The sequence below is a fragment of the Wolbachia endosymbiont (group B) of Ablattaria laevigata genome, from assembly GCF_964277395.1.
Taxonomy (GTDB): Bacteria; Pseudomonadota; Alphaproteobacteria; order Rickettsiales; family Anaplasmataceae; genus Wolbachia.
Window position 1 is genome coordinate 133,813 of the sequence record NZ_OZ195519.1, and the last position, 23,830, is coordinate 157,642.

At 33.5% G+C, this 23,830-nt stretch carries 22 protein-coding genes and 1 tRNA gene; 20 read left to right on the forward strand and 3 right to left on the reverse strand.

Translation table 11 applies throughout. From position 1 onward, the window contains the following. The first annotated feature begins 52 nt into the window (after positions 1–52). The 18 genes from sdhC to rnc all read left to right on the forward strand — a co-directional run bounded on the left by sdhC (position 53) and on the right by rnc (position 18,375). A complete protein-coding gene (gene sdhC / locus ACICP1_RS00730; protein ID WP_010407125.1) occupies positions 53–430 on the forward strand; it encodes a succinate dehydrogenase, cytochrome b556 subunit in 378 nt (125 codons plus the stop codon). Further along, entirely contained in the window at positions 427–792 is a 366-nt protein-coding gene (sdhD, locus tag ACICP1_RS00735; RefSeq protein WP_010407127.1) for a succinate dehydrogenase, hydrophobic membrane anchor protein, read from the forward strand. Before sdhC ends, sdhD begins: the two co-directional genes overlap by 4 nt. Before the next feature lie 76 nt (positions 793–868). Then, positions 869–2,116, forward strand: coding sequence for a hypothetical protein (locus ACICP1_RS00740; RefSeq protein WP_264374557.1), 1,248 nt, complete (start codon positions 869–871; stop codon positions 2,114–2,116). Between the two features lie 109 nt (positions 2,117–2,225). Next, the gene (locus ACICP1_RS00745; RefSeq protein ID WP_395460896.1) at positions 2,226–3,527 is read left to right on the forward strand and encodes a sugar phosphate nucleotidyltransferase; all 1,302 of its coding nucleotides are present in this window, start codon (positions 2,226–2,228) and stop codon (positions 3,525–3,527) included. A gap of 116 nt (positions 3,528–3,643) precedes the next feature. Further along, on the forward strand, positions 3,644–4,873 hold the full coding sequence (locus tag ACICP1_RS00750) for a lipoprotein-releasing ABC transporter permease subunit (protein ID WP_395460897.1): 1,230 nt from the start codon (positions 3,644–3,646) through the stop codon (positions 4,871–4,873). Further along, a complete protein-coding gene (locus ACICP1_RS00755; RefSeq protein ID WP_395460898.1) occupies positions 4,866–5,597 on the forward strand; it encodes a hypothetical protein in 732 nt (243 codons plus the stop codon). Before ACICP1_RS00750 ends, ACICP1_RS00755 begins: the two co-directional genes overlap by 8 nt. After that, on the forward strand, positions 5,594–6,814 hold the full coding sequence (locus ACICP1_RS00760; protein ID WP_395460899.1) for a tetratricopeptide repeat protein: 1,221 nt from the start codon (positions 5,594–5,596) through the stop codon (positions 6,812–6,814). Before ACICP1_RS00755 ends, ACICP1_RS00760 begins: the two co-directional genes overlap by 4 nt. A gap of 166 nt (positions 6,815–6,980) precedes the next feature. After that, positions 6,981–7,853, forward strand: coding sequence for an ATP synthase F1 subunit gamma (atpG, locus tag ACICP1_RS00765; protein WP_395460900.1), 873 nt, complete (start codon positions 6,981–6,983; stop codon positions 7,851–7,853). An 18-nt stretch (positions 7,854–7,871) separates the two neighbouring features. Then, entirely contained in the window at positions 7,872–9,206 is a 1,335-nt protein-coding gene (locus tag ACICP1_RS00770) for a TldD/PmbA family protein (RefSeq protein ID WP_395460901.1), read from the forward strand. A 174-nt stretch (positions 9,207–9,380) separates the two neighbouring features. Next, positions 9,381–9,632, forward strand: coding sequence for a cold-shock protein (locus ACICP1_RS00775; protein ID WP_264336822.1), 252 nt, complete (start codon positions 9,381–9,383; stop codon positions 9,630–9,632). A gap of 34 nt (positions 9,633–9,666) precedes the next feature. Next, the gene (locus tag ACICP1_RS00780) at positions 9,667–10,893 is read left to right on the forward strand and encodes a DEAD/DEAH box helicase (protein ID WP_010404320.1); all 1,227 of its coding nucleotides are present in this window, start codon (positions 9,667–9,669) and stop codon (positions 10,891–10,893) included. Positions 10,894–11,190: 297 nt separating this feature from the next. Continuing rightward, positions 11,191–13,470 carry an AAA family ATPase gene (locus ACICP1_RS00785; protein WP_395460902.1) on the forward strand — a complete coding sequence of 760 codons (2,280 nt, stop codon included), beginning with the start codon at positions 11,191–11,193 and terminating at the stop codon, positions 13,468–13,470. 56 nt (positions 13,471–13,526) lie between these two features. After that, on the forward strand, positions 13,527–14,513 hold the full coding sequence (locus tag ACICP1_RS00790; protein WP_395460903.1) for a molecular chaperone DnaJ: 987 nt from the start codon (positions 13,527–13,529) through the stop codon (positions 14,511–14,513). A 58-nt stretch (positions 14,514–14,571) separates the two neighbouring features. After that, positions 14,572–15,468: a class I fructose-bisphosphate aldolase gene (locus ACICP1_RS00795; RefSeq protein ID WP_395460904.1), complete on the forward strand. Its 897-nt coding sequence runs from the start codon at positions 14,572–14,574 to the stop codon at positions 15,466–15,468. Positions 15,469–15,473: 5 nt separating this feature from the next. Beyond that, positions 15,474–15,545, forward strand: a tRNA-Cys gene (locus ACICP1_RS00800). 107 nt (positions 15,546–15,652) lie between these two features. Next, positions 15,653–16,450: a hypothetical protein gene (locus ACICP1_RS00805; protein WP_395460905.1), complete on the forward strand. Its 798-nt coding sequence runs from the start codon at positions 15,653–15,655 to the stop codon at positions 16,448–16,450. A gap of 72 nt (positions 16,451–16,522) precedes the next feature. Continuing rightward, on the forward strand, positions 16,523–17,590 hold the full coding sequence (locus tag ACICP1_RS00810; protein WP_265022872.1) for a quinone-dependent dihydroorotate dehydrogenase: 1,068 nt from the start codon (positions 16,523–16,525) through the stop codon (positions 17,588–17,590). A gap of 92 nt (positions 17,591–17,682) precedes the next feature. After that, positions 17,683–18,375, forward strand: a complete 693-nt coding sequence (rnc, locus tag ACICP1_RS00815; protein WP_029237654.1) for a ribonuclease III — start codon at positions 17,683–17,685, stop codon at positions 18,373–18,375. 52 nt (positions 18,376–18,427) lie between these two features. On the opposite strand, the gene ACICP1_RS00820 is transcribed toward rnc, so the two are convergent. Genes ACICP1_RS00820 through ACICP1_RS00830 form a run of 3 tightly spaced genes read right to left on the reverse strand, consistent with a single transcriptional unit; the run spans position 18,428 to position 20,441 of the window. Then, the gene (locus ACICP1_RS00820; RefSeq protein ID WP_010404358.1) at positions 18,428–19,027 is read right to left on the reverse strand and encodes an SCO family protein; all 600 of its coding nucleotides are present in this window, start codon (positions 19,025–19,027) and stop codon (positions 18,428–18,430) included. Positions 19,028–19,062: 35 nt separating this feature from the next. Continuing rightward, positions 19,063–19,767: a DNA polymerase III subunit epsilon gene (gene dnaQ / locus ACICP1_RS00825; RefSeq protein WP_010404360.1), complete on the reverse strand. Its 705-nt coding sequence runs from the start codon at positions 19,765–19,767 to the stop codon at positions 19,063–19,065. Between the two features lie 14 nt (positions 19,768–19,781). Next, positions 19,782–20,441: a Tim44/TimA family putative adaptor protein gene (locus ACICP1_RS00830; protein WP_010404363.1), complete on the reverse strand. Its 660-nt coding sequence runs from the start codon at positions 20,439–20,441 to the stop codon at positions 19,782–19,784. 164 nt (positions 20,442–20,605) lie between these two features. On the opposite strand from ACICP1_RS00830, the gene secB reads away from it, so the two are divergent. Together secB and acnA are read left to right on the forward strand one after the other, a co-directional pair. Then, the gene (gene secB / locus ACICP1_RS00835; RefSeq protein WP_064085710.1) at positions 20,606–21,109 is read left to right on the forward strand and encodes a protein-export chaperone SecB; all 504 of its coding nucleotides are present in this window, start codon (positions 20,606–20,608) and stop codon (positions 21,107–21,109) included. A gap of 6 nt (positions 21,110–21,115) precedes the next feature. Next, entirely contained in the window at positions 21,116–23,740 is a 2,625-nt protein-coding gene (acnA, locus tag ACICP1_RS00840; RefSeq protein WP_395460906.1) for an aconitate hydratase AcnA, read from the forward strand. Positions 23,741–23,830 lie beyond the last annotated feature (90 nt).

Below are 23,830 nucleotides of genomic sequence, written 5' to 3' on the forward strand. Positions count from 1 at the left end.
ACTGCTGTCTTTACTTCTACTTTATTTTTTAATTTCTCGATAACGAAATTTTATGAGTAACAGGCCTCTTTCCCCACATTTACAAATATATAAAGTACAAGTTACTAGTTTTTTTTCTATTATGCATAGATTGACTGGTATCTTGCTATTTCTTTTATTAATCATACTTTCTTGGTATTTTATATTATATGTTTACTCCCCTAAGTTAATTATAGTAAGGTGCTTAAATGCATTATTGTTCACTCCTGTTGCTAAATTAGCTTATATCTTATGCTTTGTAAGCTTTATGTATCATTTTCTTAATGGTATTCGTCATTTATTGTGGGATGCTGGGCTTAATTTAGAAATTGCTAGTGTTTTAAAAAGTGCTATATTACTAACAATAATGCTATTTCTTTCTACTATGGCTTTTTTATTTATATTTATATGAGTCAATCTGTAAATTCAGTACATCATTGGTGGATCCAGCGTGTTTCTGCGGTGATTTTGTTATTTTTATTTCCTTGGTTTATTTACTCATTTTCTTGCACATTTTATGTTGATAGCCCTTTATCTTTTAATGAAAAATTATTTCAGGCTATTAATCATCCACTAGAGCTTTTGTTTTTTGTTATACTGGTGTTTTGCATTTTTTGGCATGCAGTTCTTGGAATGCAGGTAGTGTGTGAAGATTATATAGACAGCGTACCTCTAAGGATTTTTACAATTACATGCATGAAATACTTATCAAGCATTACTTATATAGTCCTTGCTTTTACGACTTTTTTCTTTTATAGGCATATTTTCTTGTAAAGTTGCCAGTTCTATGTTAATATATTATTAGTGTACTAGTTTTATTATTGAACTATAGCGATTTTGGTTTAGCAATATGTTAGAGACATTGAAAAAGTGGGGAATAGACCTTACGCTAAAGGTGAAGGATCTATTTAGTTCATCTGAGTCTCAAGTTTATGTCAAAGACCTTAGGAAGGTAATGATATATGAGGATGGAAGAAAGTGTCAATATCCAAAAAATTATGATCAGATTGTAGATTCTGGGAGAGTTGTAAAAAAAAATGACAAGCTTGTAAAAGATAAAGACGGAAATCCAGAGTACCAGCTTATATATAATGAATACAAATTTGATCTAGCCTTGGTTAAGGAAATTGATAAAAAATCTTACTTTACTATTGACTTTTTAGTTAGTAAAGGTAGGCGTGAGGTTAATGATTATAGTAAATTTTATAATCCATTTAAGTTTTCAAAAATAGATCTTGAAAAACACTTGCCGGTCTTTGAGGTTGATACTAAGTTACTTAGATTAACTAATTCTTCTTTTCTTGCTAAAAAAGGTTGCTTCATCAATGATGAAACGGGAGAAGTTGATGAGAAAGATAGAGATGAAAAAGGAAGAAATGGAAAATTACTATACGCTAGTGATTACAAGAAGCTAAGCACCCATTTTTCAGAAATTAGAGATCAGGATGGTAATCTAGAGCTAGATAAAAGTCTTATATCTGTTTCTATCGTTTTTGCTACAAGCTTGGCTAAAGTTTGTACTAAATTGTTGACCTCTCTTCCTATAAAGTTAGGGGAGTATTTAATAAGCGAACAAAACCCAATTGCAAAGTCTTTTGGCTATCTTTTGTTCACCCCTGCAATGGCAGTAAAAAATTTAGTGAATATGGGAGCTACCATACTTAAGGCTCCAATTTTATTGTTTGTAGCAAATGAGAAAAAGTATGGTGATGCTTATCTTACTATGTGGAAACACCAATTGAAAGAATGTTGGAAAGAAGTAAAAAGCGACTTTAATGTTGTTACAAATGGGGAAAGGCCAAAGCCGAAGCAGAAGGATCATAAGCCACTTAGCATAGCGGGTACATGGAAAGAGCTTAACGCTAGAAAATCAGATATTGAAAAAAACTTAGAGAAGGGGTTGAGCAAAAATAGTGAAAGTATAGATAAATCTAGAGAACTAGGTGTTGGAGAAAGCTTAAAGGAAAAGTTGCAAAACAAAACTGATGAAAAAGTAGCTGCAGCCGTTAATCAAAAAAGCAACACTCCTTATATTGATAGAGAGAGAGAAAGAAGACAAGATTCATCAAAAAATTTAGGGACTCCATCACGCTCGTAGTCAACCATCACTTTAAATTACTTTTTACTTTAATCATCTCACAATAAAAACTTGCATGCATTTTGCCGTTAGTATAAGATATTAATCAAATAATTAATATCTTAATTAAATGCGCCCTGTAATACTGTGTGGTGGTAGTGGCAGCAGACTTTGGCCTCTATCTAAGCCAAAGCAATTTCAGAAAATATTTAGTCAGAATACTATGTTTCACAACACTTTGTTGAGGCTAAAAGGCGATTATATGCCACCCATCATTACCACAAATATACAATATGAGTCATTATTGATGCAGGAATTACATGCATTACAGGAATGTAAAGTAGTTTTTGAACCAGTTAAAATTGGGACAGCGGCAGCAATACTAATTGCTGTGCTTCTCTGCGATAGGAACGAGACAATCTTAGTTCTGCCTTCAGACCATTTTATAGGTGATTTGAATAGTTTTTATGTTTCTATTGAGAAAGCGTCTGAGCTAGCCTCTAAAACTAACTCTATAGTCACTTTTGGGATAAAGCCTCATGAATTCAATTCGGAATACGGCTATATAAATGCAGTATATGGTCAGAAAGGGAAATATCACATAGTAAAGAGCTTTATAGAAAAGCCTGAATATGAGCTGGACAATAATCATTATTGGAACTCTGGAATATTTGTGTTTAAAGCAAAACGCTATATAGATGAGATAAAAAAAATTGCTCCGACTCTCTATAATTTATGTTGTGAAAGTATGAAGCATTTTGTACCACGAGAGAGATTTCTGTATTTAGAACAGCAAAATTGTGCAGGAATGGGTGATACATCTATTGATCACCTAGTGATAGAAAAAGCAGAAAATATTGTAATGATAGAAGCCAATTTCGATTGGATGGATGTTGGCACTTGGGGTTCAGTTTTAGAGTTAAGTAAGAGATTTAATAAGAATTTTGAGTCGTTTCAAGCTGTAACCAAAGGAAGAGAGCCAGTTTTGATGACAGAAAATGATGCAAAAAATTTACTAGGTAGAGTTTATAAACAGCCAAGTAAGAGCCTAATGTTGTTCATTAATAAAGTTAAGGAAGTAAAGCCAATAAGGAAAGAGATTAAGCCATGGGGATTTTATAGTGTGATTTTAATGGGCAAGGATTTTCTTATAAAATATCTTTTTATAAATCCACTAAGCTGCACTTCTAAGCAATTTCACCACTATAGAGATGAGTACCATATAATACTATCAGGAGTTGGATATGTTAGTTTAGATGACAAAACATATGCTATAACGAAAAATCATGTAATAGAGATTCCAAGGAAGGTGTTTCATAAAATTGAGAATAAAAGTACAAGATTTCCTCTTGAGATAGTTGAGTTTCAGGTAGGAAAGTTTTTATCTGATAATGATATAGTAAGATTGGACGATATATATGGAAGGTCTTAATATAGAATATTGAATATATTCTATAAGCTTGCTAAATTTAGACAACCTAATTTGAGGTAAAGGAAAAATTACAGTTATATGAAGCATAAAAAGTATAATATTTAAATCTTAGTATAATGTCTATTGCCTTTGAATTTACTATGGCTATTCGCTATTTGCGAGCAAAGAATTCTAGATTTTGCTCTATAATGGCCTTGTTTTCTATTATTGGTATTGCTCTTGGAGTTGCAACGCTAATAGTAGTAATGTCTGTAATGAATGGGTTCAGAGCAAAGCTGCTCGACTCTGTACTTGGCATTAATGGCCATATTAATGTTTACTTTGATAGAAGCATAAATTCAGATTACCACGCAGTGTTAAAATCTATTGAGAAAATCCCAGGTGTATTAAAAGCTACTTCTATGACCAATGATCAAGTAATCGTTGCAGCAAATGGTGGAATTGCAGGTAGTGTAGTTCGTGGTGTATCAGCTAAAGACTTATTTAATAACACTACCGTTACAAATAATGTGATTGTGGGTAATGTGGAAAAATTCGATGAAGGAGTAATAATAGGGGCACGATTGGCAGAAGCCTTGAATATTGATTATGGTGATAATATTATACTTGTATCTCCTGAAGGATTTGATGTATTGCTTGATGAAATGCCAAGAATGAAAGAATATAAAGTTGTAGCAATATTTGATATGGGTATGTTTGAGTACGATAATACCTTGATGTATATGCCCATGAAATCAGCTCAGGCTTTTTTTAATTATAAAGATAGTGTGAGAAATATAGAAGTGTTTGTAGATGATATTGCTATGTCTAATAAGCTAGCAAACGCTATAGCAAAAGAAACAGGAATGAAAGCTGAAAGTTGGCAATCTCAGCAAAGCCATTATGTTAATGCTTTAAAAACTGAAAGAAATGTGATGTTTTTAATTCTTACTTTGATTATAGTTGTGGCAGCATTCAATATTGTTTCAAGTTTGATGATGATAGTGCAAGAAAAGAAATCCGCAATTGCAATTATGCGTACGTTTGGTGCAACAAGTGGAAGCATTATGCGCATATTTTGTGCTTGTGGGCTGTTAATTGGTTTTACAGGAACTTGTCTTGGCTCTGTTATAGGAGTTATTTTTTCTCTCAACATTGAAAATATTAGAGTGTTTTTAGAAAACATTACCAACATCAAGCTATTTGATCCTATGATATACTTTTTTTCAAGTTTGCCAGTGATATTAGTTTCTCAAGATGTAGTGAACATTTCTGCACTTGCATTGTTCTTGTCATTTTTAGCAACAATTCCTCCTGCATTGCAGGCAGCTGCACAAGACCCAGCGGAGATATTACGTTATGAATGATACTCGAAAAAAATGCATAGGTTGGTTCTTAATTATATTGTTATTTGTTAGCCATATTGCAATAAATAACATAATATTTTTCAAAATAAATCAGCAAGAAAGTGAAAATAGTATAAATGGTTTAACGGAAAAGATGGATGAACTTAGAGTATTGCTTGAAGTGAATCAATCTAGGGTAGAGAAAAGGATATTTGACTTAAAGAGAAATCTGCACACTCAATGTGAGCAAGGTGATGGTAGTTTAAGGAATAAGAACCTCGCAAAGTTGCTGCTACTTGTGATTAAGATGAAGAATTCGTTATTGCGAGAAGCCAAGTTTGATAATCATATAAATTCAATAAAGCCTTTGATATCAGAGCTTGACGATCCAGAGATAGAAAATGCAGTAAATGAATTGGAAAATTTGAAAGAGGTAGATACTTTACGCGGGTTGAAATTGTCTTTTGAGAAGAACATGACTGTTATTAACTACAATAAAAGTAACTTGTTTAAAAAAATCATTTCAAATTGGATAAAGATAGATGATCGTAGTGATCCACTCAGGTTAAAGCTTGCGGAAATTGAAGAATTAATAAGCGATAATGATTGGCAGAGCATAGCCACCGCAATAAGTGACTTAACATACCCAGAATTCAAACCATGGCTTAATAAATTGAATGATTTTATTGTAGCTTTCAAGAATACTTCAATAATATATCGTCACTTATTACAATACATCTCATGATTTATTTTATAATTTTTGCTTTTTCGTTTTTATTTGGCATATGGATCAAGGTAAGTGGTGAAGTAATAAAATTGGAATTAGGCAATTACACTATAAGTATTGATCTATATTTCGTTATTCTTGCTTGCGTAGTCTTATTATTTTTATTGATTGCAGTGGCATGTTTTTGTTCTTCTATTTCATCAACATTTGCTAACATAAAAAATAGAAGAAGAAGTAGGGAAGAATTGCTTCTCTTTGAAGCTTTCTTTAGCTTAGACTTAGGTAATATAGAGAACACCAATAAGCTAATTAAAAATCTAAATGAAGAAAGTGATAAATTATCTTTAGTAAAGCTCTTTAATTCAGGTAAAACGGGAAATTACAGCTTTTTCAGCCATAATTTAACGAGTATTGCAAGTAAAAATCGCAACTTAGCTCTACTTCTGATCAATAAACTGATTATTCACCTAAAGCAAGAAAGGTTAGTCTTTCAAAAATTTATAGAATATTGCTCTAGTTCAATTAATGATAAAATTTTGTCTATTCCCTTTCAAATAGAGCATTGTATATTGCAAGAAGATTGGATAAATGCAATTTCAAAGTTAAAGGAAGCTATCAAATTCAATATTTTTCTTCCCTTTGATCGTAAAAAGATGTTAGCGGTTTTTTATTGCGCTTTAGCAAAGCAATACGAAAGTAAAGGAAGTTTTTACAAAGCTATAGATTATTTAGCTAAAGCACAAAGTTATTATGCAACTTTTCAGCCCATCAATTATTTAAAGGCAGAATTATATATCAAGCTTGAAAAAATCAGAAAAGCTTCCACAGTATTAGAGGAAGAGTATAGAGTAAATCCTACTCCTCAATCAGCTAGAATGTATATCAAGTTAAATAATAAAGGCGCTGAAAGACTATATAACTTACGCCCTGATTATTATTTTAGTTATTGCTTGCTTGCTTTGTCTTCAATTAGCTTAGGGAAATATGATCTTGCAAGTCAGCATTTAGATATTGCTATGAAAAAAGCTAATTACATATCAATCTACCTTGTTATGGTACAGCTCAAGATTATGTTGCAAGAGTATGATCAAGCAATTTATTGGTTAAACAGGATGGACTCAGAAGCTGTGCCTGATCCAGGTTGGAAATGTGCTGATTGTAATAAAGAGCTAAAGCAATGGGATTATAAGTGCTCAAGTTGCAATAGTCTTAATTGTATTTACCTTATATTATAAGACTCCATAAGGTTTGATACTTTTACATCGAGATTGCTTTAATATAATCTCTATCTCAAAACAGTAAATCTGTGAGTTTCTTAATTAGGTTTGACTCCAATGTCAAAAAAACTTGTTTTTAGACATTACCAGTTATATATTTTAATAAATTAGAATTATATACAAAATGAAGAGCTTAAAGGAATTATCCTTAAGAATTAAAAATATTAAGTCTGTGCAGAAAACCACGAAAATAATGCAAATGGTTTCTGCAGCAAAATTATTACAAAGCCAAAAGAAATTATCAAATTCAAAATTGCATATATCTAAGCTGCATAGCATTATTTCTTCACTAGCGCTATCAGCGGATCGAGAGTTACTAGCAAGAATTCTAAATATCAATAATGAAGATTCTTTCCTAGTATTTATTATTGCATCTGATCGTGGTTTATGTGGCAGCTTTAACTCCTCTGTTGTTAAATTCAGTCAGGAGCATATAAACAAATTAATTGCAAGTGATAAGAAAGTAGACATTGTTTTTTTTGGTAAGAAAGCTTTTGAGACAGGCAAAAATAGATTTAATTCTAAAAATATCTTGAAGGTTGAAAATAGTAAGGGAATCACACTAAAGCGTGTGGAAGCCTTGGTTAGCGATATAGATCTAAGTAAATACAATAAAGTTAAGGTTTTTTACAGTAAATTCTATAATACCTTCATGCAAAAGCCAATATTAGAAACAATAAAACCATGGAGTAAAGACTCATTATTAATTGATAATTCTGTAGTTAGTCCTCTAACAGATTACAGCTATGAGTATGAACCACAAAATATTGAGTTTATTTTAAAATCTTTGACTCAAGATTATGTTACAGCTGCTCTTTATTCTGCTTTACTTGAAAGTGCAGCAAGTGAAAATAGTGCTAGGATGGTTGCTATGGAATCAGCAAACAGAAATACAAAAGAAATGCTGAATAAACTAGCATTACTTTATAATCGTTCTCGTCAAGCAGCAATTACAACTGATTTGATTGAAGTTATAGGTGGTGCAGAATCTTTATAGAAACTCAAGGAATGAAAAATGAATATATTAAATATTGCAGCAGATATCACTAAACTAATAAAAAAGCAGAATCAGGACGCAGAAGTTACAATATATGAAACTAATAAGACCTCGGTTTCTCAGCGTCTATCAAAAATTGAACAAATATCACAATCTAGAAACTGTACTGTCGGAATTAGAGCTATAGCAGGTAAGAACAAAGCTGCGTATATTTCCACAAACGATTTGAATAATCTTAGTAGTGCAGTGAGCCAAGTGGTGGAAATGGCAAAGAATGCCCAGGAAGATCCTTATATTAGTTTTGCTGTAGATGGCAGTAATTATATCTCTTCTGCAGATTTAAATATCTCAGATAATAATGTTGTAACAATTGATAAATTAAAAGAAATTACTGAAGCTACAGAAAATTCAGCTCTTGCACATAAAAATATTATTAATTCCGAAGGAGCTTCATCTTCACATACTTCAGTAAATACAGTATTATCAACCGTTTCTGGTTTTGTTGGTTCATTTAGTAAGTCAACTTTTGTTAATCAGGTTTCTGTTGTTGCTGGAGAAAAGAGTGAAATGAAAATAGGCTACGATTACGATGTAGCATGCAACTTCAGTGATTTAAAAACACCGGAGTCAATAGGGAAAGAAGCAGCAAAAAGAGCAATAGATCAATTGGGTTCATGTACAATCAGGACAGGCAAATTTCCGGTTGTTTTTGAAAAAAGAGCAGCAAAAGAGCTATTAAAGAGCTTTGCTTCTGCCATAAATGGTAGCAATATTGTAAATAATAGCTCTTTTTTGAGAAATAGTTTAAATAATCAAATTTTTAATACTGAGATTAGCATTATTGATGACCCATTGTTACCAAGGGGTATAACATTAAGACCGTTTGACGGGGAAGGAATAATGAGCAGAAGAAATGAATTTGTAAAAAATGGAGTACTGCAAAACTGGATTTTAGATCTATATTCGGCTAGGAAATTAAACTTGGAAACGACCGCAAATGCAACTCGTGCAAGTAATGCTGCAATTATTCCTTCAGCTAGTAATTTCTATTTCAAAAATGGTAATAGATCGTTTAAGGAATTAATTGACGAAGTAAAAGAAGGAATATATGTAACTGATTTATTTGGTTTTGGTGTTAATTTAATCAATGGCGATTATAGTCAAGGTGCATGCGGATTTTTTATAGAAAATGGTAAAATAACGTATCCAATACACGAGATTACTGTTGCCGACAATTTGAAAAATATGTTTAGCAATTTAGTTGTTGCAAATGACCTAACTTTCTGTGGGCAGTTTAATTCACCAACGATTAAAGTTAGCGAAATGACAGTAGCAGGTTCACTTAGTGATTAAAAATTTTAGTTGCATTAAGTACAATAATTGTGTACTATTACTATGTAATGTTAAGAATAGACTATGGAGTATAGAAGTTTAGTTGCAGTAACTAAGCTTAAAGCATTCTAAATCGTAATTTCAAAGTTTTTCATCACATTAATAATATTAGTTAGTAGTTTAGGAGTTATCCATATGGAATTTGGTAATATAAAATGGTTTAATGTTGAAAAAGGCTATGGTTTCATCAAGCCAGAAGGTAAAGGTGAGGACGTTTTTTTACATGTTAGTACATTAGAACGTTCAGGAATAAGACCTGATGCACTTCGAGGAGAGGATAAAAAGAGAGGAATGAAAGGGGAAAGAGTAAGTTATGAGCTTAAAGAAGAGCGTGGTAGGAACGGAGAAGATAAAAAGTCTGCAATAAATTTAAGATTGGAAGATTAGTCTATCGTGAAGCTTTTTAATAGGGTAATGTATTGTGAGTAATTTTCATGAAATGGGGCTTCCAACTTTGCTTAGGCAAGCTCTAAGTAAAAATAATCTTTGTGTTCCAACCCCGATTCAGGTGCAAGCGATTCCTCTAGCTCTTCAGGGCAAAGATATTCTTGGGTCTGCTCAAACGGGAACTGGAAAAACCTTAGCGTTTGCTATTCCACTGGTTGCTAAATTGATGAATGAGCCAAGCATTGGTTCAGCTTTAGTCATCGTGCCAACCAGAGAGCTTGCTCATCAGGTAACAAGTGAGATAAGAAAACTCTTATCTCAAAGTTCTTTACTAAGAGTTGCTTTGTTGATCGGAGGCGAGCCTATTTTTAGGCAGCTAAATCAGCTTCAGAAAAAACCACAAATTATAATAGGTACTCCTGGTCGTATTATAGACCATATTGAGCGTAAAACTTTAGTTACTCGGAATGTTGGTATTCTTGTGCTTGATGAGACGGATCGTATGTTTGATATGGGCTTTGGAATTCAGATTGAAGAAATTATGAAGCATTTGCCTAAAATAAGGCAAAATCTTATGTTTTCTGCAACTCTTCCTGGAGAAATAGTAAAACTTACTGAAAAATATCTTAATCAACCAGAGCGTGTTTCTGTTGATTGCCAGGCTACAACTTCTGTAAAAATTAAACAAGAAGTTGTTTATGCATCAGAATCAGAAAAATATGGCAAGCTTGTTACACAATTATGTCAGCGCAAAGGATCGATCATTATTTTTGTCAAAACAAAGCGAGGAGCGGATCAGCTAGCTGACAAATTGCACAAAGATGACTATAGCGCTTTGGCAATTCATGGTGATTTAAGGCAGCACAAGCGTGAAAGAGTCATTGATTCTTTTCGTCGTGGCCGCAATCAAATCATGGTTGCAACAGATGTTGCTTCTCGCGGCCTTGATATTCCGCACATTCAACATGTTATCAATTATGATGTACCACAATCGCAAGCTGATTATGTTCATCGTATAGGTAGAACTGCACGTGCGGGAGCTGAAGGATTTGCATTATCTTTTGTTACACCTCAAGATAAGAGAAGACTGCCTGCACTAGCAGATAAAGAAGGAGAGCCAAATTTTGATTGTAGTATGCAATCTCAAAAACGTAACAGCAAAAAGATCTTTAAAAGGCCAAGTACGTTAAAGGCTAAATACGGTAGAAAAAAGATCAATGTATTTAAGAAGAAAAGCAGAGTACTAGAAAAAGCGTATTAATGTACTTAACTATTCTTCTATTCTTTAAAAGCTCCAGTAAACTTGCTGCAAAGTGAAGTGATTGGAGGATGGTAGAAAGAATATATAGCTAGCCCAAATTAGATTTACCTACAATTTGATAATCTTAATTCTGCTGCTTATAACGTTTTGAGATTATCACAACGGTATAATGTTAGGCTGTGTGGACTATAATCTGTAGCTTAATTCAATTTGGCTACAACGAGCTGCTAGATTTCAGTTTTTTTAATAATTGTGTGCTACTAATTATATATAAATTTACACTTTTAAAGAGAATAGATGATTTCTAAAAATTTAGAGGCAAGTTTAAATAGAGCGTTACAGATTGCTTCTAATTGTAAGCTTAAATATGCAAAAGTGGAACATTTGTTGCTAGCATTAACCAAAGATGTGGATGTAAATTATGTTTTATCAAGATGTAACATCAGAGCTGGTGAAATCATAAATATAGATAATATTATATTAAGGAATGATCGTGGTAATAATACAAAAGGTTTTTTACAAGACAACTCCGAATTAACTGTCAATAAAGTTGAGCCTGATGTGCTATTTCAACGCATAATACATAAAGCCATGATACAAGCTCATCGTCTGGGAAGAAAAGAAATAAATGGAGCAAGTATTCTATTAGAGATTCTGTCTGAGCAAGATTTATACATTGAAGAGCTATTACGCAAACAGAATGCAAAGGATTCTAATTTGATTTATAACATATCCAATATAAAATATTCAGGTGATATAGAAGAATATGTAACTAATCGCAAGATAAAACTTGATAAGAATAACGATATCTCTACTGTAGCAAATAAAGGTGAATTATTAAAAGATGAAGAAGTTCTACAAAATTATTGTAGAAATTTAAATGATTATGCAAGAAGCAAAAAAATAGATTATGTCATTGGTCGTGATTATGAATTAAATCGCACTATAGAAATCTTGCTAAGACGGAGAAAAAATAACCCTTTATATGTCGGAGAACCAGGTGTTGGTAAAACAACAATAGTTGAAGGCTTGGTATTGAAAATTATTGAAGGTAGTGTTCCGAGTGCACTGAGATCCAGCATAATTTATGCTTTGGATTTAGGATCACTTCTTGCAGGAACACGCTATAGAGGTGACTTCGAAGAGAGAATAAAATCTATAATAAAAGTAATTGAGGCAAAACCTGGCGCTATTCTTTTCATTGATGAAATACACACTATTATTGGAGCGGGTTCAACAAGTGGCAGCTTTCTTGATGCTGGCAATCTGCTCAAACCTGCACTTGCAAGAGGTGCGTTGCGTTGTATAGGTGCAACTACATATAGAGAATATAGCAATAGCTTTGAAAAGGATAAAGCATTAGCAAGGAGGTTTCAAAAAATTAATGTAAAAGAGTCTTCTATTAATGATACAGTAAAGATACTAGATGGTATAAAGCATTACTATGAAAGGTATCATGGAGTATATTACACGAAACATGCCATTAAATCTGCAGCTGAACTTTCACACAAGTATATTACTGGGCGAATATTACCTGATAAAGCAGTTGATGTTATAGATGAAGCAGGGGCATATTGTAAGTTACAAAAAAACAGGCGAAAAATTATAAACAGTAGAGATATTAAGAATACTATCACTAGGATTACAAACGTACCTTGCGAGCTTGATGATGTGCAAAGAGTAAAATCTTTGAAAGAAAATCTCAAGAAAGCCATTTTTGGTCAAGAGCAAGCGATAGAGTCTCTTGTTAATTCTATTAAAATTGCTAAATCTGGTCTGAGAAGTTACAGTAAACCCTTGGCAAATTATCTTTTTGCAGGACCAACTGGCGTAGGTAAGACTGAGCTTGCAAAGAAATTAGCACAGAATATGGGTATGAACCTTATACGATTTGATATGTCCGAGTATATGGAACCTCACACAATATCTAGAATGATTGGTTCCCCTCCTGGATATGTGGGTTACGACCAAGGTGGATTGCTTACAGAATCTGTATCTAACAATCAATATAGTGTGGTACTTCTTGATGAAATTGAGAAAGCTCATAGTGATATTTACAATATATTACTACAAGTCATGGATTATGGTTATGTTACAGATACTTACGGGCGTAAAGTTAATTTTTCCAATACAATTTTAATTATGACAACCAATGCAGGTGCATTTGAGCGTAGCAAAAGTTCTATTGGCTTTGGGTATAAGGACTTTAATATTGGTGATAGCGAAAAAGCAGTAGAACGGATTTTTAGCCCTGAATTTCGTAATCGCTTGGATGCAGTCATTTCTTTTTCTGACCTCAATTTAGATGTCATTTTGTATATTGTGGATAAATTTGTTCAAGAATTGAAAAAGCAACTTATGCAAAAGGGCATAAGTTGCTCAGTCGAAGAGGAAGTAAAGTTTTATCTTGCACAAACTGGCTACAGCAAAGAAATGGGAGCACGTCCGATAGAGAGGTTGATTGAAAAAGAGATAAAAAGTCATTTGGCTGAAGAAATGCTGAATCGTCAATTAATCAAAGGAAAGAAATTAAGGATTTATATGGATAAACAAGAAATTGCTTTTAATATAGTTTAAATTCTTGCTTGAGTATTAAATTTGTAGTATAAGCCTCATTTTTTAATGAGGCTAAAGTGGCAAGTTTAACTAGAAATCAATATTACAGTAATCAAGATTTACGGAATTTATTTTCAAGACTGGGAATAAAAGCGGAAGAAGTAATAAGCCAGGAGTTTGATGATGTAATTAAGTTAGTTGAGCGGCGCTTTAGAAAAGCTTCATTAAAATGTCACCCTGATAAAGTAATAGGAGAGAAAGAAAAAAAAGTAGCTGAAGAAAAGTTTAAAAAACTTAGTGCAGATAAAGATAAGCTAGAGCAATATCTTAATGCTTTAAAAGCAGCTGGCATATCTATACCATTACAGCAAGAAGAGCAAAGAAAAACCTATGAGATTTTATCACGTAGAAGTAAAGCTATAAATAGAGCATTTTTATTTTTTATATTAGCAAATGTGATACTTGGTCCGTCGCCTAAAGTCAAATATTGCTTATCGCAACTTGCTAACAGTGGCAAAGTGCAAAACATCGCTTCTCAATTTTATGCATTCAGCATAGGGATTTGGCCATTGTTGTTCATGATATCCTTTGGCATTATTTATGCAGCAAGTAAACAAAGTGGTTCACAAGAAGGAAATATGGATAGATTCAACCGAAGGTTTAATTTACTTATTGCTGCTGATAATTATGTGATATGTATTGCAGTAGCGTTTGCTGTGTGCAGTTTAGCATCGGAAATTGCACAAAATGGCTGGCCTGTTCAATATGGAACAATGCTGATAGTTAATTTGGCATTGGATTTATTACTGATTGCTTTACTTAGAACTTTTACGAAAGCTTCTGAATTATATAGTGAGCACTGCATCCAGCGTTTATACGAAGAAGATGCAGAATTTAGCTACAAGGAAAAGTTTGCATGGTATGACTATAAATTAGTGCTTATGCCGCTCATTCTTCCTATTGTTAAAATGTATTTTGAAGATTTAATTCAAGAAAAACCACAACAGCACACCACCGATCCTAAAGTTACACCTTTAAATATAGGTGTAGGAGCAAGAGTATAAAAAGGTCTTTGCTTCAACTATAGTTTTTGCTACACTTTAAGTAAATTTGAAGATGTTAATGAGTGAAGAAGTAAAACAAATCCTAAGTTATTACGAAAGTGAAAATCCTGGAGTAAAAGCAAATCTTGCTCGTATTCTTATGCATGGAAAACTTAGTGGAATTGGCAAGTTAGTAATTCTTCCTGTAGATCAAGGATTTGAGCATGGGCCAATAAAAAGTTTTGAAGTTAATCCTGATGCTTACGATCCGCATTATCATTTTCAGCTTGCAGTTGATTCGGGAGTAAGCGCATATGCTGCTCCGCTTGGTATGATCGAAGCTGGTGCTTCAACTTATGCTGGAATGCTACCACTTATTTTGAAGCTTAATAGTGCTAACTCCTTGCACTCAAAAAACTTAACTTCTGATCAAGCAATAACTGCTTCTGTAAAAGATGCGCTGCGTTTGGGTTGCGTAGCTGTTGGGTTTACTATATATCCTGGTTCTGCTAAGTGCTTCGATATGATGGAAGAAGCTCGCGAAATTATAGCTGAGGCTAAGTCTTGCGGCCTTGCCGTAGTGCTATGGTCTTATCCACGCGGTGAAGGAATTTCCAAAGAAGGCGAAACAGCAGTTGATGTTATTGCCTATGCTGCGCACATAGCAGCTTTACTTGGCGCTAATATAATCAAAGTAAAACTTCCAATTAACTATTTGGAAAGGGAGAAAATAGAAACAGAAAATATTGAGTCATTATCTAAAAGAATTGAATATGTTAAAAGATCTTGTTTTGCAGGGAAAAGAATAGTAGTTTTTTCTGGTGGCGAGTCAAAGTCAGTGAATGATATATACAATGAAGCGAAAGAAATTAAGCAAGGCGGTGGTAATGGTTCAATTATCGGGCGTAACACTTTTCAAAGAAAAAAAGAGGATGCTTTATCTATGCTAAAAGATATAATGGATATCTATGCATAAAAAACGGCTGGGTGGCAGAATGGCTTATGCGGAGGACTGCAAATCCTTTTATACCGGTTCAATTCCGGTCCCGGCCTCTTACTTCAATTAGATCGTTTTTTCTTCTGAAATTTTAACAAGAAGTGTGGCTTTTAATGAAATATTAAAAAAAATAAGATACTATATTCAAAATATAAGCAGTAAAATGCCAAAGAGACTAACGAAAGTTTTATTATTGATTGGTTTGCCCTTCTTGCTTACCAGTTGCACTTTTCACTATTTATTAAAGAGCTCATATACTCATCTTGCACCAGAAAAGTACCCTTCATCCAATAAACAGCCAGTTTACGTTGGTACAGCTTACAGTGCACAGACTATATATAATGCGTTATTTAATGACTTTCTGTTAATAGGTAAGTCATCATTCACAGCTAAACATGGGCGTGCTAGTCAATATATCAACTATGGAAGAGAAGTTGGAGCAGATGTGATAATTGTATCATTTCAAAATATGCAAAAGGATAAAGAGCATTTTAGCATCACAGAAAAACTATTATGGGACACAAGCTTAACAACATTTCATACAAGGACCATTATAAACTTTGATCAGAACGTACTCTTTCTAAAAAGAATAGGTGATGCAAAAGCTCCATGGGAATATGTTAAAGGGGAGTTCGAACTTCACGAAAAAAATGATGCTGATTTATATCTAGGAAGTTGGTTAGGATATAGAATATGCAAGATTGCAATATATTCTTCAGAAGATGAATACTTAGGGTTTATAAATGAAGATCATTGTAAAGAAAAATCTGGAATAAATAAGATGCTTGCTTGGAAAAATGGGGATGTAAGGTTGCGGATTAATAAACAATCAAAACAGGGATTTTATTTAAATCGAAATAAGATTCCTATACTAATAAAATCTCAAATTAACAAATTTGGCTACCTCGAATTAGTAGATAAAAATACTGATCAAGTTCTGGTTTCCCTTCAGAAAAATTAGTTTTTACTACTCATAGAAACTATATACTTACTATTTTGATAAACCTCAAGCTTTCTAAGTTATTCTTGTTGCATGGTAAAAAATAAACTAAAAATAAGCAAAGTGTTTTACAAAATGATATTACGTAATTTATTGTTTTTACTGCCGCCTGAAATTGCTCACTCCTTGGTAATAACGGCGTTAAAAAAGATGCCCTATAGGAAACCTATAGAACTACCTAAGTCTTTAAATGTAAACTTTTTTGGTAATAAAATTAGGAGTCCTGTAGGTCTTGCTGCAGGTTTTGATAAAAATGCGGAAGTTGTAAAGCCGATGCTCTCATTTGGTTTTGGATTTATTGAGGCTGGTACTGTAACTAAACATCCCCAATATGGAAACAAAAAACCGAGAATTTTTCGATTAATTAAAGATGAAGGAATAATTAATAGATTGGGATTTAATAATAAAGGAGTAGACTATTTTCTTAAACAGATAAGTGAAACTAAACTTGGTGATTGTATTTTTGGTATAAATATAGGAAGAAACAGTACATCAAAGGACCAAATCAGCGATTATGTTGACTTAATAAAGATAGTATATGGAAAGAGCAATTATATAGTACTGAACATCTCATCCCCAAACACACCTAACTTGCGCGATTTGCACAATAAACAAGAATTATCCAAATTGTTGAAATCTATCACTCTAACCCGGAAATCAATCGATAGCTCTGAATCCATACCGATAATATTAAAAATTTCTCCAGATATAGATCAGCAAACAAAAGAAAATATCGCTGAGCTTACACTAGAATATAAAATTGACGGCTTAATAGTAAGCAACACTACGATAAGTCGAGATTCTTACTATAATGAGAGTGGTGGGTTGAGCGGCAGACCATTGTTTCAACTTTCAACCGAGTTATTGAGTGATATGTACAAGCTTACTAAGAGCAGGATTCTATTGATAGGATGTGGGGGAGTTTCAAGTGGTATTGACGCATATGAAAAAATAAAGGCAGGAGCCTCTTTAGTACAACTGTACACTGCTCTCGTATATCAGGGGCATCAAGTTGTGAACAAAATCAATCTGGAGCTTGCAGAATTGGTAAAAAGAGATGGATTTAGTAACATTACTGAAGCAGTGGGTTGTATACATTAATTTTGGAAGTTATTGATATTGTTTTAGTAAAGTAGAGCTAACTTTTTAGTGTAAAGGTATGATAGGGAGTGCTTTTCTTTTGAATGATGAACATGAAAGTTTTGAACGATATAATATCTAAAGTTATTAATTATAAATTTACAGATCATGCAATATTAGAAGAGGCATTAACCCATCCAAGCGTAAATAAAAGGAATAGCGAAGACCAGATCGTAAGCTACGAAAGGCTAGAGTTTTTGGGAGATAGTATTTTGAACATGGTTGTATCTGCTATGCTGTTTAAAATGTTTCCTGAAGAAAAAGAAGGAGCATTGGCAAAAAGAAAAACGGATCTAGTTTGTGGCAGTACCATTGCTAATGTTGCTAAAGAAATAGAGTTAGGTAACTTTATTATCATGAATAATAGTGAACGTTGCAACGGAGGGAAATGTAACTTAAAAAATTTAGAAAATTCGCTTGAGGCACTAATAGGTGCAATTTATATTGACGGTGGACTTGAGAGTGTTGAAAAATTTATTATCCGACATTGGGAAAAGCTAGCTAAAGACATCCTCGATCCTCCTCAAGATCCTAAAACTTCACTGCAAGAGTGGACTCAGAAAAACAAATTACCTTTACCAGAGTATGAACTTGTAAAACAAACTGGACCAGCACACAATCCTGAGTTTACTATATCAATTTTCATAGAGAATTATGGCAAAGTTTCTGCATGCGCTTCTAGTAAGAAAATTGCTGAACAAAAAGCTGCTGAGTTGATCCTAGAAAAAATTAAAAAAACGACTTAGTTTAATCAAAATAGCTGTTAGCATAAATTTAAAGTAAGCTAAGCTCTTTAGTTCAGCTTACATATTTTTTTATCTCAGCCAGAATCTTATCAGATTGACTTTCATCTGAATTTAAATCAGCTACAAAGTGTGTGACATATTTTCCTTCAGGGCTAATAAGGTATATCATTGAAGAATGGTTAATTTCCTCTTCTCCATCTACTTTACTTGCATATACTTTATACTTTGCAACTACTTCATCTATTTTTTGTCTTTCACCAGTTAGCATTTGTATTCTATGGTCAAATTGCTGCTGAAATTCTTTAAGCCTTTCTGTGTTATCGCGCTCAGGATCAACTGTGATAAAAAATGTTTGTAGCTTATTGTCAGTTTTCTTATCTAACTTTGCAAGTGTTTCTGAAATTATGCCGAGATTCATAGGGCAAATTCTTTTGCATGAGGAAAATCCGAAAAAAATCATCATATACTTATTTTTAAAATCACTACTGCGTACTGTTTGTCCGTCTTGATTGATCAAAGAAAAATCTCCACCTACCTTAATTTCTGTATTTTGTGAAACAAATATGCCTTGCTTGGTAAAATAACAATAACCTAAGAAGATAGCTGCTACTGTTATTAGCAAACTAGACAATAACCTTATAAACTTTATCATTAAAGCGTTTCCAATAAAGTTAAATCATATATTGATTAGTTGATTGATTCAATATATTCCTTCCAAAGTGGGTTGTTAATTTTATCTAACAATTTCTTATGCTCATCAATTTCTTTAATACTTGGTGAATGTTCTCTGCGAGCTAAATTACGCACTTTATGCTGAATAAACGTAGAGTTATTGTCCTGAGCACATTCATTATTAAATAAAAAGGTTTGCAATCCTCCTGTAAGCTCAACATAGACCTTTGCAAGCAATTGAGCATCAACTAATGCTCCGTGTAACTCTCTACCTTCTAGCGATATATCAAAACGCTTGCATAATGCATTTAAAGAAGCAGGTGATCCTACAAACTTTTTTCTTGCAAGTGGTAATGTATCTAGCACTCTATCTGAGGAAATTAACCCGGCATTCAACTTGTTTAACTCCATATTAAGGAACTTAATATCAAACTCAGCATTATGAATTACCAAGATGTCATTAGATATGAAGTCAAGAAATTCAAGTGCAACATCTGAAAATAGTGGCTTATCTTCCAAAAACTCCTCACTAATACCATGAATCTTAAATGAGTGGTAAGGTATATCTCTCTCTGGATTAAGATATCGATGAAATGTTTTACCTGTTGGAATACGGTTAATTAGTTCTACACATCCTATCTCAATAATTCGATGGCCAGACTCAGTGTCAAGACCTGTAGTTTCAGTATCAAGTACTATTTCTCGTAGCCTACTTTCCATCGGTGTAACTAATCTTACTTGTCATTTGCTGTTAAATTTTTATCGGTACTTGCCTTCTTGTAGTTAATGGAAACAAGCAACCAGGTTGGATCTGATGAATTAATATTTTTTTTGAATTGCCATACATCCTCAACTTTGTTAATAGTAGACATACTACCTGATATGATATCTCCTTCATTATTCTTAACGAAGTTAATTTGCTCTGAAAGGAAATATACTGCAATAAATATTACGTTTTTTACTAGCTTTATTTCTAAGATCTTTTGTGAAACGATAGAAACAATTATAGACTCGTGTATCTCTTTACGATGCTTAATCTTATCCACAAAGCTGTTATACAAATCTTTGTCCAGAAGGGATTTTAATTGAGGTAAATTCCCTTGGTTAAAATATTTAATTATTAATTCAAAAGCTATGCTTGAACCTTCTATAAAATTGGAAATAGAGAACTCTCTGTTTTTTTGTAATATTTGTTTATAAGTAGCTTCTATTGAACTTTTGTCGTTGCTATAAATATAATCTTCGATATTTTCTACCACATCCTCTTTACTTTGACTTGCATCCAATACAACTGTTAGCTTTTTTAGGTTGAGACTGGCTGATCTTCCTAAAGAATTGTATAAGCGTGAAAAAATAAACGCCGCTAGTAAAGCATATATTACAAGCTCTATCATGGTAACTTAACCCCTTGGTATATAAAGTATCTAAATATTATTAATTATTGATAAAAATATGTTTTGCATATTAGCCTATAGTTAGGTTTGCTATTCGTTTATAAATGAATATATTATATAAGAAAGTATTAAATATCTCAACTTAATTAAAGGAGAAGTAAGAAATGTTACAACACAAAATGAAAATTCATGGTCAGTATGTCAAAGATCTTTCGTTTGAGAATCCAAATTCGCCATTCCTTCCTTCTAGTAAAGCTCCCGATATTAATGTAACGGTTAATATTAATTCAGCAAAATTAGAAGGAACGGAAAGCAAAGAAGGAATAAATGAAGAAAAACCTTTTCATGAAATTACTTTGCATATAGAAGTCAAAGCGACGGTAAAAGATGAAGATATAAAAAATGGTATAGCTTTCATTTGTGAGATAAAGTATTGTGGTATTTTTTCAATAGAAAATTTGAAAGAGTTGAGTGAAGAGGAAGTAAGACAAGCTTTGTTTATTGGCGGGCCTACTTTTCTTTTTCCTTTTGCAAGAGAAGTAATTGCAAGAACTACAAGTAGTGGTGGGTTTCCTCCACTTATGCTAGATCCTATAGATTTTGAAACTATGTATCAGCAGCAAAGTCAACAACAAAAAAGTAGCGCTAGTAATTCCAATTTTAACTAATACAGGATGAACAATTCTTTAAATGCAAAGACGACTTTAAATATTGATGGAAGGTTATATAACTACTTTAACCTAAGTAACGCTGGTAAATTCTTAGGAGTAAATTTAACCAAATTGCCTTGTTCACTCAAGGTATTGCTTGAAAATTTATTGCGCAACGAAGATGGAGTAAGCGTTAAATTAGATGACATAAAGATATTAGCAAATTGCGTCAAGAAACACATTAATCACGAAATTAGCTACAAGCCAGCAAGGGTTTTGATGCAGGATTTCACAGGAGTTCCTGCTGTCGTTGACTTAGCTTCAATGCGTAATTATGTGAAGAAAAACGGAGGTAACCCAAGCAAAATAAATCCATCTGTAACTGTTGATCTTGTGATCGATCACTCTGTTCAAGTAGATAGTTATGGAAGCACTTCCGCATTCAGTAAAAATGTTGAGCTAGAAGTAAAAAGAAATTTGGAGAGATATCAATTTTTAAAGTGGGGAGAGTCGTCCTTCACAAATTTTAGAGTAGTACCACCAGGTACTGGAATTTGCCATCAAGTAAACCTTGAGTATTTAGCGCAAGTTGTGTGTAATAATGATGGGGTCATATATCCTGACACTTTAGTTGGTACTGACAGTCACACTACAATGATTAACGGGTTATCAGTCCTTGGTTGGGGTGTTGGAGGCATAGAAGCTGAGTCTGTGATGCTTGGTCAACCAATTAGTATGGTGATTCCAGAAGTAGTTGGATTTAAATTAATTGGCAGACTACCGGAAGGAGTAACTGCGACTGATTTAGTGCTGACGGTTACCAGTATCCTAAGAACAAAAGGTGTTGTTGGTAAATTTGTAGAATTTTATGGTGATGGTTTAGATTATTTATCTCTAGCAGACAGGGCCACTATAGCTAACATGGCCCCAGAGTATGGTGCAACTTGTGGGTTTTTTCCAATTGATCAGAAAACACTCGATTATTTACATTTAACAGGGCGACCAGAAGAGCTGATCAAATTAGTTGAAGTCTATTCAAAAGAGCAGGGATTGTGGCGTAGCAGTAATGAGTTAGCATTTTTTGACACACTAGAGCTTGATTTATCAAGCGTAAAGCCAGTGATGGCTGGTCCTAAAAGACCACAGGATAAGATTTTCCTTTCAGAAGTAGCGGAATCTTTTTCTACATCTTTTCCTATTAATGAGACAAACAGACCTCCGTTGGAACCTATCTATGGCGATCAGCTCCAGAGTGGCAGCGTAGTGATTGCAGCAATAACAAGCTGCACTAACACCTCAAATCCAAGTGTGATGATTGCTGCAGGTCTTGTAGCTCGTAATGCAATTAAACTTGGATTAAAATCAAAGCCTTGGGTTAAAACTTCTCTTGCTCCAGGGTCACAAGTTGTGACAGAATATTTAGAAAAGTCTGGATTGCAGGTAGATCTAAATGCTTTGGGTTTTAATCTAGTTGGATATGGCTGCACAACTTGCATTGGAAATTCTGGTCCACTTAATAAGGATATAGAGGATGATATAAAAAACAAAAACTTAACTGTTGCTACAGTTTTGTCTGGCAATCGTAACTTTGAAGGAAGAATTCATCCGTTAGTCAAAGCTAATTACTTGGCATCTCCGCCACTTATTGTTGCATATGCACTTGCAGGCACTGTGCAAATTGATTTGACAAAAGATTCAATATGCAAAGATAAGAATGGAAATGATGTCTATCTCAAAGATATATGGCCAACAAATAATGAAGTTGAGAGCTGTGTTAAAAGTGTTGTGACGCGTGAAATGTTCATACAAAAGTATAAGGATGTTTTTTCTGGTGATGAGCATTGGCAAAAGATAAAGTGTGAGAAAGGTGAAATCTATGATTGGGACGCGAAAAGCACTTATATACAAAACCCTCCCTATTTTGATAATTTATCGACTAAGAACAATAAAAGCAACATAGTTGATATAAAGAATGCGCAAATACTAGCGATGTTTGGCGATAGCGTCACTACCGACCACATTTCCCCTGCTGGAAATATTGCCTCAAATAGTCCTGCAGGCATATATTTAAAAGGTCTTGGAGTTGAACCGCAAGATTTCAATTCATATGGATCTCGCCGCGGTAACCACAACGTAATGATGCGTGGAACCTTTGCTAATATCAGAATAAGAAATAAAATGGTGAGCGCTGAGGGTGGCTATACAAAACATATTCCTTCTCAAGAAACTATGTCAATTTTTGATGCAGCAATGCAATATAAAAGAGAAGCTGTTCCATTAGTTGTTATTGCAGGAAAAGAATATGGTACAGGTTCAAGTAGGGATTGGGCAGCAAAGGGTACTGCATTACTGGGAATTAAAGCTGTGATTGCAGAAAGTTTTGAACGCATACATAGGTCCAATTTGGTCGGTATGGGTGTTCTTCCACTTGCATTTCAGGATGGAGTAACGAGAAAGGTATTTGATGGTAGTGAGATAGTGAGCATAAAAGGTGAAGTAGTACCAAATGGAAATCTAGAATGTATCATTAAAAGAAAGGATGATTCAGAGCAATCCATTCAACTCAAGTGCTGTGTACAAACTGCAACTGAGGTTAAGTACTTGATGAGTGGTGGAGTGTTGAGCTATATACTTGCGCAGTCCTTTTGAGCTATCACAGTCATTAACTAGGTTTTTTGAATCGATTCTGGCTCTTTATTTAAATAATAATTTATTCGATGCAAAGTTATGATATAATCT